Source organism: Streptomyces sp. NPDC104096, from assembly GCF_055584385.1.
Map to the genome: position 1 here is coordinate 89,423 of NZ_JBVJMD010000030.1, position 10,545 is coordinate 99,967.

The 10,545-nt window shown below is 70.7% G+C and carries 10 protein-coding genes; 6 read left to right on the forward strand and 4 right to left on the reverse strand.

All coding sequences use genetic code 11. The features are described from left to right. Positions 1-20 precede the first annotated feature (20 nt). A complete protein-coding gene (locus tag ACZ60B_RS27050) occupies positions 21-1,517 on the reverse strand; it encodes an oligopeptide:H+ symporter (protein ID WP_469391256.1) in 1,497 nt (498 codons plus the stop codon). Positions 1,518-2,081: 564 nt separating this feature from the next. Here ACZ60B_RS27050 and ACZ60B_RS27055 point away from each other — a divergent pair. Together ACZ60B_RS27055 and ACZ60B_RS27060 are read left to right on the forward strand one after the other, a co-directional pair. Further along, entirely contained in the window at positions 2,082-2,759 is a 678-nt protein-coding gene (locus ACZ60B_RS27055; protein WP_064533465.1) for a response regulator transcription factor, read from the forward strand. Positions 2,760-2,804: 45 nt separating this feature from the next. Next, positions 2,805-4,082, forward strand: a complete 1,278-nt coding sequence (locus ACZ60B_RS27060; protein ID WP_469391259.1) for an ATP-binding protein — start codon at positions 2,805-2,807, stop codon at positions 4,080-4,082. A 35-nt stretch (positions 4,083-4,117) separates the two neighbouring features. On the opposite strand, the gene ACZ60B_RS27065 is transcribed toward ACZ60B_RS27060, so the two are convergent. Continuing rightward, the gene (locus tag ACZ60B_RS27065) at positions 4,118-4,618 is read right to left on the reverse strand and encodes a GtrA family protein (protein WP_469391261.1); all 501 of its coding nucleotides are present in this window, start codon (positions 4,616-4,618) and stop codon (positions 4,118-4,120) included. 197 nt (positions 4,619-4,815) lie between these two features. On the opposite strand from ACZ60B_RS27065, the gene ACZ60B_RS27070 reads away from it, so the two are divergent. Genes ACZ60B_RS27070 through ACZ60B_RS27080 form a run of 3 tightly spaced genes read left to right on the forward strand, consistent with a single transcriptional unit; the run spans position 4,816 to position 7,666 of the window. Further along, on the forward strand, positions 4,816-5,955 hold the full coding sequence (locus ACZ60B_RS27070) for a 5-(carboxyamino)imidazole ribonucleotide synthase (RefSeq protein WP_469391263.1): 1,140 nt from the start codon (positions 4,816-4,818) through the stop codon (positions 5,953-5,955). After that, on the forward strand, positions 5,952-6,476 hold the full coding sequence (gene purE / locus ACZ60B_RS27075; protein WP_469391266.1) for a 5-(carboxyamino)imidazole ribonucleotide mutase: 525 nt from the start codon (positions 5,952-5,954) through the stop codon (positions 6,474-6,476). Before ACZ60B_RS27070 ends, purE begins: the two co-directional genes overlap by 4 nt. Positions 6,477-6,484: 8 nt before the next feature. Next, positions 6,485-7,666, forward strand: a complete 1,182-nt coding sequence (locus ACZ60B_RS27080) for a dipeptidase (protein ID WP_469391269.1) — start codon at positions 6,485-6,487, stop codon at positions 7,664-7,666. Between the two features lie 91 nt (positions 7,667-7,757). On the opposite strand, the gene ACZ60B_RS27085 is transcribed toward ACZ60B_RS27080, so the two are convergent. Next, positions 7,758-8,117, reverse strand: coding sequence for a VOC family protein (locus ACZ60B_RS27085; RefSeq protein ID WP_469391271.1), 360 nt, complete (start codon positions 8,115-8,117; stop codon positions 7,758-7,760). A gap of 120 nt (positions 8,118-8,237) precedes the next feature. Here ACZ60B_RS27085 and ACZ60B_RS27090 point away from each other — a divergent pair, with 120 nt between their 5' ends. Continuing rightward, a complete protein-coding gene (locus ACZ60B_RS27090) occupies positions 8,238-8,744 on the forward strand; it encodes a CGNR zinc finger domain-containing protein (RefSeq protein ID WP_469391273.1) in 507 nt (168 codons plus the stop codon). Between the two features lie 152 nt (positions 8,745-8,896). Here ACZ60B_RS27090 and ACZ60B_RS27095 read toward each other — a convergent pair whose 3' ends face one another. After that, complete coding sequence (locus tag ACZ60B_RS27095; protein WP_469391275.1) at positions 8,897-10,243, reverse strand: UDP-glucose dehydrogenase family protein; 1,347 nt, start codon at positions 10,241-10,243, stop codon at positions 8,897-8,899. Positions 10,244-10,545 lie beyond the last annotated feature (302 nt).

Sequence of the window (10,545 nt, forward strand, 5' to 3'; positions counted from 1 at the left end):
TCGGCCGCAGGGGAGGGACGTCAGTGGACGTCGCCCATGAGCTCCTTGACCTTCTTGCGGTACATCCACACCGCGACACCGGCGGCCACGGCGAGCACGGCCTGGAAGGTCACGATGCCCGTCTTGTTGAGGTCGACGCCGGCGATGGAGAGCAGACCGGTCGTGGCGTCACCGGCGGTGACGGCCAGGAACCAGACGCCCATCATCTGGGAGGCGTACTTCGCGGGCGCCATCTTCGTGGTGACCGAGAGGCCCACCGGGGAGAGGGTCAGCTCACCGACGGTCTGCACGAAGTAGATCGCCACCAGCCACATCGCGGCCGCCTTGTGACCGCCGTCGGCGATCGCCAGCGGGGCGAGGAACAGGAAGAACGACGCGCCGACGAGGATCAGGCCCATGGCGAACTTCACCGCGGTGCTCGGCTCCTTGCCGCGCCGGGCGAGCGCCAGCCACGCCCAGGCGAAGACCGGGGCCAGCGCCATGATCATGACCGGGTTGACCGACTGGTACCAGGAGACCGGGAAGTCCCAGCCGAAGATGGTGTTCTTCGCCGAGGAGTCGGCGAACAGCGACACCGTGGAGCCGCCCTGGTCGTAGATCATCCAGAACACGGCCGCGGCGACGAAGAACCAGATGTACGCGGACATCTTCGACTGCTCGGTGCGGTCGAGGTCCTTGTCCCGCTTGATCCGGGCGATGACCAGGACCGGGATGAGCAGACCGGCGATGGTGATCGGGACCAGCAGCCAGTTCAGCGTGTAGTGCCCGGAGACGACGACGACCGTGTAGAAGACGGCCGCGACGACCGCCCACAGGGCCGACTTGCGCAGCGTGGCCGCCTTCTCCGCGGGGGACAGCGGGGTGGGGACGACGCTCGACCGGGCGTCGAGGTGACGGCTGCCGAGCAGGTACTGGGCGAGACCCAGCGCCATGCCGAGCGCGGCGAGCGCGAAGCCCAGGTGCCAGTTGACGTTCTCGCCGACGGTGCCGATGACCAGCGGCGCGGCGAACGCGCCGAGGTTGATGCCGATGTAGAAGAGCGTGAAGCCACCGTCACGACGGGGGTCGTCCGCACCCTTGTACAGGTGGCCGACCATCGTGGAGATGTTGGACTTCAGCAGACCGGAACCGATCGCGACCAGGCCGAGGCCCGCGAAGAAGGTGCCGGACGAGGGCAGGGCCAGGGTGAGGTGTCCCAGCATGATGACCAGGCCGGCGACGGCGACGGTCTTGCGGGGGCCGAGGACCCGGTCCGCGAACCAGCCGCCGGGGAGGGCGAGCAGGTACACGAGGGACAGGTACACCGAGTAGATGGCCGTGGCGGTGGCCGCGCTCATGTGCAGGCCCCCCGGTGCCACCAGGTACAGCGGGAGCAGGGCCTTCATGCCGTAGTAGGAGAAACGCTCCCACATCTCGGTCATGAAGAGAGTGGCCAGTCCGCGGGGGTGGCCGAAGAAGGTCTTCGCGGAGCCGGGGGTGCCCGGACGGACCGAATCCTTCGTCAGGCTGGACGCCATTGGTCGTTCCTTGCTGCTCGGGACGCGCGCGCTGCTGGAGCGTCGCGGCGCCCGGTGGGGGGCGGCCGGCACCGGCGGTCCTGTCATGTCCGCCCCACGCCCACAGGGGGTTCCGCTCCGGATCACGGAGCGGTGGACGGCGACCACCGGGATCCACGCCTCTACGCGCGTCGATGCGCTGAGAGGCCCGGCCACAGGTCATTCCTTCTGGAGGCTGGCGAGGCCAGCCCGCACATGAAAGGGACCCTCAGCGTTCGAACCGCTCGCCAAAGGTCCCCGCAGTGCTAGAGGCGTTGATTCACCATACGTCAGTACAGTGCCTGATATGGAAGGACTTGAGACCGGGATCACAGGCGATCTTGGAACCATTCACGTTCATTCGAAGGCCGACGGGCCGATCCAAGGATGACATCTTCTGTTCCAGGATCCGTAACAAGATCGCGGGCGCGTCCGGGGAAGTTCGCGTGGCGGTCGATCCCTGACCATGTCCGGCATGTCCCTCGGTAAGAAACCGCAAGGGCGATCACACCTCGGCGCCGGTCCGGGGCGGACTACCATCACCTCATGACCCGTGTACTGCTCGCCGAGGACGACGCGTCCATCTCGGAGCCGCTGGCCCGCGCACTGCGCCGGGAAGGGTACGAGGTCGAGGTGCGTGAGGACGGCCCCACCGCGCTCGACGCAGGAATGCAGGGCGGCGTCGACCTGGTCGTGCTGGACCTGGGCCTGCCCGGCATGGACGGCCTGGAAGTGGCCCGCCGGCTGCGCGCCGAGGGCCACGCCGTGCCCATCCTCATCCTGACCGCGCGCGCCGACGAGGTGGACACCGTCGTCGGTCTCGACGCGGGCGCCGACGACTACGTCACCAAGCCCTTCCGGCTCGCCGAACTGCTCGCCCGCGTCCGCGCCCTGCTGCGGCGCGGCGCCGCCGAGCCGCAGCAGCCGCCCGCCACCCACGGCGTGCGCATCGACGTCGAGTCGCACCGCGCGTGGATGGGCGACGAGGAACTCCAGCTCACCGCCAAGGAGTTCGACCTGCTGCGGGTGCTGGTCCGGGACGCGGGCCGGGTCGTGACCCGCGACCAGCTGATGCGCGAGGTCTGGGACACCACCTGGTGGTCGTCGACCAAGACCCTCGACATGCACATCTCCTGGCTGCGCAAGAAGCTGGGCGACGACGCCGCCAACCCCCGTTACATCGCGACGGTACGAGGCGTGGGCTTCCGCTTCGAGAAGAGCTGAGGCCGCGTCCGCCAGGTGACGCGTCCAGGTCCTAGGTAAGAGGTCATGCGCCGCCGACTGATCCAGTCCACGCTCGCCGTGGTGCTCGTCGTCATCGCCGTCTTCGGCGTGTCCCTGGTGATCGTCGAGACCCGGACGATCAGCAACAGCGCCCAGGAACGGGTGGACTCCGAGGCCCTGCGGCTGGCCAGCATCGTGGACAGCCGGCTGCTCGGCGAGGAGACCGTCACCGCGGGGATACTGCGCGGTCAGGTCGCCCAGGAGCGCTACGCCCGCATCGTGATGCCCGGCCAGCGGCCGATCGAGATCGGCACCAGGCCGACCGGTGAGGTGATCCGCTCCACCGCCAAGGGCGAGGAGGGCGAGACGGTCACGGTCGAGGAGCCGCGCTCGTCCGTGACCCGGGAGGTCGGCCGCACCCTGCTGATCATCGGGGCGGTGGCGCTGCTGGCCGTGGTGGCCGCGGTCCTGCTCGCGGTCCGCCAGGCCAACCGCCTCGCCTCACCGCTCACCGACCTCGCGGAGACCGCCGAGCGGCTCGGCTCGGGCGACCCGCGCCCCCGGCACAAGCGGTACGGCGTCCCCGAGCTGGACCGGGTCGCGGACGTCCTCGACGCCTCCGCCGAGCGCATCGGCCGGATGCTGACCGCCGAGCGGCGCCTGGCGGCCGACGCCTCCCACCAGCTCCGTACGCCGCTGACCGCGCTGTCCATGCGGCTGGAGGAGATCACCCTCACCGACGACCCGGACATCGTGAAGGAGGAGGCGACCATCGCGCTGACGCAGGTGGAGCGCCTGACGGACGTGGTGGAGCGGCTGCTGACCAACGCCCGGGACCCCCGTACCGGCTCGGCGGTCTCCTTCGACCTCGACCAGGTCATCCAGCAGCAGCTCGCGGAGTGGCGTCCGGCGTACCGCAGCGCGGGCCGCGCCATCGTCAGCTCCGGCAAGCGCCATCTGCGGGCCGTGGGCACGCCCGGCGCGGTGGCCCAGGTGCTGGCGGCGCTGATCGAGAACTCGCTCATGCACGGCGGGGGCACGGTCGCCCTGCGCACCCGGGTCACCGGCAACCAGGCGGTCATCGAGGTGACGGACGAGGGACCCGGCGTCCCGGCCGATCTGGGGGCGCGGATCTTCGAGCGGACGATCAGCGGCCGCAACTCGACGGGCATCGGTCTCGCCGTCGCCCGTGACCTCGCGGAGGCGGACGGCGGCCGGCTGGAGATGCTCCAGGCGCAGCCGCCGGTCTTCGGCCTGTTCCTGTCGCGTACGCCGCTGAAGCGCACGCGCGTGACGGAGGACGACGAGCCGACGGTCCGCTAGGGCGTGTCCGGCGGGGGTGCGAGGCGTCGGCCGGGTCAGCTCACCCGCTGGGTCCGCGTCTTCTTCGACTCCGCCTTCAGCAGCGACTCCGCGTCCGCGACGGCCTCCCGCGCGGGCAGCGTCCGGAACACCCACGAGCGGTACGACCAGAACCGGAACAGCGTGGCGACGCCGATGCCGATGAACTTGAAGACGTTGCTCTGGAGCGGGCTGTCCCAGCCGAACCCGTACGTCGCCGCGTACAGCACGCCGTTCTCGATCACGAGACCGACCGCGCTGAACAGCAGGAACAGGGTCAGCTCCCGGGTGCGGCCGGTGCGGTCGCGGTCCCGGTAGGTGAAGTAGCGGAAGCCCAGGTAGTTGAAGATGATGGCGACGATCGTGGCGATGACACTGGCCCGCACGACGGGCAGCTCCGTCGTATGGCGCACCAGGTTGAACACACCCAGATTGACCAGAAGCCCGGCGCCGCCGACGGCGCCGAACTTCGCGACCTCGCGCACGAGTCGTCGCAGCCCCGAGGAACCGTGTTCCATGGCTGTGCGTGCCCCCGTCCGGGTCGGTTTACGTCAACCCAGCCATGCTAACCGGCCCCCTGCGGGCTTTCCTGTGGACGGGCCCACAGGCCGGGAACAGCTTGGAAAGAACCCGGAAAACGCCCGGTATGAGACGGGAAAGGCGTCGGTAAGAGGGATGGAACCGGCCGTCCGGGCGTGGCCGATACCCTAGGGGCGTGACGTTCCCGGTAGTCGGCATGGTCGGCGGTGGCCAGCTCGCTCGTATGACACACGAGGCAGGCATTCCGCTCGGCATCAGGTTCAAGCTCCTCAGTGACACCCCTCAGGATTCCGCGGCACAGGTCGTGAGCGACGTCGTCATCGGCGACTATCGCGACCTGGACACGCTGCGCGCGTTCGCCCGCGGGTGCGATGTGATCACCTTCGATCACGAACATGTGCCCACCGAGCACCTCAGGGCCCTGGAGGCGGACGGCATCCCCGTCCGTCCGGGCCCCGACGCGCTCGTGCACGCCCAGGACAAGGGCGTGATGAGGGCCAGACTCGACGCGATCGGCGTGCCGTGCCCGCGGCACCGCATCGTCTCCGATCCGCAGGACGTGGCCGCCTTCGCGGCCGAGGGCGAGGGATTCCCCGTCGTCCTCAAGACCGTCCGCGGCGGGTACGACGGCAAGGGCGTGTGGGTCGTGGACTCCGTGGAGGAGGCCGCCGAACCCTTCCGGGCCGGTGTCCCGGTCCTCGCGGAGGAGAAGGTCGACTTCGTCCGGGAGCTGGCGGCGAACGTCGTGCGCTCCCCGCACGGCCAGGCCGTCGCCTACCCCGTGGTGGAGTCCCGCCAGGTGAACGGGGTCTGCGACACGGTCATCGCCCCCGCCCCCGACCTCGACCCGGCCGTGGGCCTGAAGGCCGAGGAGATGGCGCTGCGCATCGCCAAGGAACTCGGCGTCGTCGGCCACCTCGCCGTCGAGCTGTTCCAGACCAGGGACGGCCGGATACTCGTCAACGAACTCGCCATGCGCCCGCACAACTCGGGCCACTGGACGCAGGACGGCGCGATCACGTCCCAGTTCGCCAACCACGTCCGGGCCGTGCTCGACCTGCCCCTCGGCGACCCGCGTCCGCGCGCGCCGTGGACGGTCATGGTCAACGTCCTGGGCGGCGACTACCCGGACATGTACGCGGCGTACCTGCACTGCATGGCCCGCGACCCCCGGCTGAAGATCCACATGTACGGCAAGGACGTGAAGCAGGGCCGCAAGGTCGGTCACGTCAACACCTACGGCGACGACCTCGACGACGTGCTGGAGCGCGCCCGTCACGCAGCCGGCTACCTGAGAGGCACGATCACCGAATGAGCCCTGTCGTAGGCATCGTCATGGGGTCGGACTCCGACTGGCCCGTCATGGAGGCCGCCGCCCAGGCCCTCGACGAGTTCGAGATCGGCTACGAGGTCGACGTCGTCTCCGCGCACCGGATGCCGCGCGAGATGGTGGCGTACGGCGAGCAGGCCGCCGACCGGGGTCTCAAGGTGATCATCGCGGGCGCCGGCGGCGCCGCCCACCTGCCCGGGATGCTGGCCTCGGTCACCCCGCTGCCGGTCATCGGCGTCCCCGTGCCGCTGAAGTACCTCGACGGCATGGACTCGCTGCTGTCGATCGTGCAGATGCCGGCCGGTGTGCCGGTCGCGACCGTCTCCGTCGCCGGCGCCCGCAACGCCGGTCTGCTCGCGGCCCGGATCCTCGCCACCCACGACGAGGACCTCCTCACCCGGATGCGCGAGTTCCAGCAGGAGCTGAACGACCAGGCCACCGAGAAGGGCAAGCGACTGCGCGCCAAGGTCGAGGGCTCGGCCGGCGGCTTCGGCTTCCGGAAGTGAGCGCGCGGATGACGACGTCCCTCGAAGAAGCCCGCGCGCTGCTCGCCGAGTTCCCGGTCGTGGACGGTCACAACGACCTGCCCTGGGCCCTGCGCGAGCAGGTCCGCTACGACCTGGACGCCCGCGACATCGCCGCCCCGCAGGGCGCCCACCTGCACACCGACATCCCCCGCCTGCGCGAGGGCGGGGTCGGCGCGCAGTACTGGTCGGTGTACGTCCGCTCGGACCTGCCCGACGCGGTGCCCTCGACGCTGGAACAGATCGACTGCGTACGCCAGCTGCTCGACCGCCACCCCGGGGACCTGCGCCGGGCGCTGACGGCGGCCGACATGGAGGCCGCGCGCGCCGAGGGCCGTATCGCCTCCCTCATGGGGGCGGAGGGCGGCCACTCGATCGCCAACTCGCTCGGCACCCTGCGCGGGCTGTACGACCTCGGCGTGCGCTATCTGACCCTCACCCACAACGACAACGTGGCCTGGGCGGACTCGGCGACCGACAAGCCGGCGGTCGGCGGACTGTCGGCGTTCGGCCGCGAGGTGGTCCGGGAGATGAACCGCCTGGGCATGCTCGTCGACCTCTCCCACGTGGCGGCGACGACCATGCGCGACGCGCTGGACACCTCGACCGCGCCGGTGATCTTCTCGCACTCCTCGTCCCGGGCCGTCTGCGACCACCCGCGCAACATCCCGGACGACGTGCTGGAGCGGCTGCCCGCCAACGGCGGCGTCGCGATGGTGACGTTCGTGCCGAAGTTCGTGCTCCAGGCGGCGGTGGACTGGACGGTCGCCGCCGACGCGAACATGCGTGCGCACGGCTTCCACCACCTCGACACCACGGCCGAGGCCATGCGGGTGCACCGGGCCTTCGAGGAGGACAACCCGCGGCCGGTCGCCACGGTCGCGACGGTCGCCGACCACCTCGACCACATGCGCGAGGTCGCCGGGATCGACCACCTCGGCATCGGCGGCGACTACGACGGCACGGCGTTCACCCCCGACGGGCTGAACGACGTCTCCGGCTACCCCAACCTGATCGCCGAACTGCTCGACCGCGGCTGGTCCAGGTCCGACCTGGCCAAGCTGACCTGGCAGAACTCGGTGCGGGTACTGGGTGCGGCGGAGGACGTGGCCCGCGATCTGCGGGCCACCCGCGCGCCGTCCAACGCGACGATCGAGTCGCTGGACGGCTGACCGGACGGGTCGTCCGGCAGCTGACGGAACGGAGCGGGGCGGCCGACACGGCCGCCCCGCTCCCGCATTCCTGCCGGATCCCGTACCGGTACTAGGCCCGGCAGAGGCAGAACGGGTGTCCCGCCGGGTCCGCGTACACCCGGAAGCTGCGCGAGCGGTCGTCGGCGTCCAGGGTGCGGGCGCCGAGCCTCAGGACCTCCTGCTCGGCCGTGTCCAGGTCGTCGACGGTCAGGTCCAGGTGGAACTGCTGCGACCCGTCGGGCGAGGGCCACTTCGGCGGTACGTGGCCGGGAGCGGCCTGGAACGCCAGGGCCTGGGCGCCGTCGATCCTCAGGTCGATCCAGCCCTCCTGCTCCTCCGGGGTGCCGCCGAGCAGCGCGGCGTAGAAACCGGCCAGGGCGCGGGGGTCGGGACAGTCCAGGACGACGGTGTCCAGCTTGGCGAGAGCCATGACTTCCTCCTCGATCGGCGTTACCTGTAGAGACGGGTAACCGGTAACCGGCACCTCATGCTGCCGCACCGGAGGTAACGTCACAAGGGAAATACCGGGAGCCGGAGGTGGCGCGCCGCCATGAGTGAGAGATCGCCCGCACCGGGCGGCCTGGCGCTGATCGAGTCCCTGGTGAACACGCTGGACCTCGGGACCGGCGCCGACGCGCTCGACACGCCCGACGGCAGGGCGCGCTTCGGACTCGCCCCGGACGACCTGGCGGACGCCCGCGACCTGCGTGAGTCCCTGCGTGTCGCGCTGCTCGCCCACGCGGGCCGTCCGCCGCACCGCGAGGTGACCGGCCTGGGGGCCCTGCTGGCGGCGGCGCCGCTGTACGTGGCGGTCGACGCCCGGGACGGCTCCGCGCGGCTGATACCCGGCGCAGGGGCGTCCCTGCGGTCCCGGATCGCGGCAGCCGTGGCGGACTCCCTGGTCGCGGGCACCTGGACCCGGCTGAAGGCCTGCGAGGACGTGACCTGTCACTGGGCGTACTACGACCGCAGCCCGGCCGGCCGGGCCCGCTGGTGCTCGATGTCGGTGTGCGGGGCCCGCGCGAAGATGCGCCGGTACCGGGCCAAGGACCGGTGAGGGCCGGCCCGGGGCGTCGTGTGCGGCCCCGGGCGGCGACGCACAGGAAGTTCTTACGTCACGTGCGGTCCGGGTGCGGCAGAATGCAGCGGTACGCCGGTTCGGCCGACTGAGCCTCGGCCGAACCGGCGTCGCCTCGTGTTCCGTCCCGGTCAGGCGGTCGGACGCCCCATCGCCCGGTAGGTCCAGCCGGCCTTCCGCCACAGCTCGGGGTCGAGGGCGTTGCGCCCGTCGAGGATCAGCCGGGCCTTCGCGACCTCGCCGAGCCGCGCCGGGTCCAGCTCGCGGAACTCCCGCCACTCGGTCAGGTGCAGGACGACATCGGCGCCCCGCACGGCCTCCAGCGCCGAGTCGGCGTAGCCGAGCGTGGGGAAGACCCGCCGGGCGTTGTCCATGCCCTTGGGGTCGTAGACGGTCACCTGGCCGCCCTGGAGGTGTATCTGACCGGCGACGTTCAGCGCGGGCGAGTCCCGGACGTCGTCGGAGTCGGGCTTGAAGGTGGCGCCGAGCACGGCGACCCGCCTGCCCAGGAAGGAACCGCCGCCCAGCGCCTCGCGGGCCAGCTCCACCATCTGCCCGCGCTGGCGCATGTTGATGGAGTCGATCTCGCGCAGGAAGGTCAGCGCCTGGTCGGCGCCGAGCTCGCCGGCCCGCGCCATGAAGGCCCGGATGTCCTTGGGCAGGCACCCGCCGCCGAAGCCGATCCCGGCCCGCAGGAACTTCTTGCCGATCCGGTCGTCGTGCCCGATCGCCTCCGCCAGCTTGACCACGTCGCCGCCCGCTGCCTCGCACATCTCCGCCATCGCGTTGATGAAGGAGATCTTGGTGGCGAGGAAGGAGTTCGCGGAGGTCTTCACGAGCTCGGCGGTGGGGAAGTCGGTGACGACGAACGGCGAGCCCTCCCCGACGGGGGTGGCGTACACCTGACGCAGCAGCTTCTCCGCCCGCTCGCTGCGCACGCCCACCACGATCCGGTCGGGGTGCAGGGTGTCCTGGACGGCGAAGCCCTCGCGCAGGAACTCCGGGTTCCAGGCCAGCTCGGCGTCCGCGCCGGCCGGTGCGAGTCCGGCGACCATGCGGGCCAGCCGGTCGGCGGAGCCGACGGGCACGGTGGACTTGCCGACCACGAGGGCGGGCCTGGTCAGGTGTGGCGCGAGGGAGGAGAGGGCAGACTCGACGTACGACATGTCGCAGGCGTACTCGCCGTGCTTCTGCGGCGTGTTCACACACACGAAGTGGACGTCGCCGAACGCCCCGACCTCGGCCCAGTCCTGGGTGAAGCGCAGGCGGCCGGTGGTGCCCTCGAACCCCGCGACGTGCCGGCGCAGCAGTTCCTCGAGCCCCGGCTCGTACATCGGGGTCTCGCCCCGCTCCAGCATCTCGATCTTCTCGCGCACCACGTCGAGCGCGAGCACCTCGAAGCCGAGCTCGGCCATGGCCGCGGCGTGCGTGGCGCCGAGATAACCGGTGCCGATCACGGTGATCCTGAGGGCGGCCATGCAGTGCTCCTGGGGTGTACGGCGTCGGATACGCGCTGGGCGGTGCCGCCCGAGCATAGTCGGGGCGTCCCGCGCCTCTTCAACGGGCAGATTCCCTCCTGTCGCCAAGCTCACGTATCCGCCCGGTGGGCGGGCCCCTAAAATTTGAGTTACTTAACGGTAGTTAGCGCAGTTTCCTTGGAGCGTGAGAGACCTTGGCCGGATCGGCTGACTTCGACCTGTACCGCCCGTCCGAGGAGCACGACATGCTCCGTGACGCGATCCGTTCGCTGGCCGAGGCGAAGATAGCCCCGTTCGCGGCC

Excerpts from the sequence above, each read along its gene's own strand:
- ACZ60B_RS27050 (WP_469391256.1), bottom strand. The coding sequence starts at position 1,517 with ATGGCGTCCAGCCTGACGAAGGATTCGGTCCGTCCGGGCACCCCCGGC.
- ACZ60B_RS27055 (WP_064533465.1), top strand. The coding sequence starts at position 2,082 with ATGACCCGTGTACTGCTCGCCGAGGACGACGCGTCCATCTCGGAGCCG.
- ACZ60B_RS27060 (WP_469391259.1), top strand. The coding sequence starts at position 2,805 with ATGCGCCGCCGACTGATCCAGTCCACGCTCGCCGTGGTGCTCGTCGTC.
- ACZ60B_RS27065 (WP_469391261.1), bottom strand. The coding sequence starts at position 4,618 with ATGGAACACGGTTCCTCGGGGCTGCGACGACTCGTGCGCGAGGTCGCG.
- purE (WP_469391266.1), top strand. The coding sequence starts at position 5,952 with ATGAGCCCTGTCGTAGGCATCGTCATGGGGTCGGACTCCGACTGGCCC.
- ACZ60B_RS27080 (WP_469391269.1), top strand. The coding sequence starts at position 6,485 with ATGACGACGTCCCTCGAAGAAGCCCGCGCGCTGCTCGCCGAGTTCCCG.
- ACZ60B_RS27085 (WP_469391271.1), bottom strand. The coding sequence starts at position 8,117 with ATGGCTCTCGCCAAGCTGGACACCGTCGTCCTGGACTGTCCCGACCCC.
- ACZ60B_RS27090 (WP_469391273.1), top strand. The coding sequence starts at position 8,238 with ATGAGTGAGAGATCGCCCGCACCGGGCGGCCTGGCGCTGATCGAGTCC.
- ACZ60B_RS27095 (WP_469391275.1), bottom strand. The coding sequence starts at position 10,243 with ATGGCCGCCCTCAGGATCACCGTGATCGGCACCGGTTATCTCGGCGCC.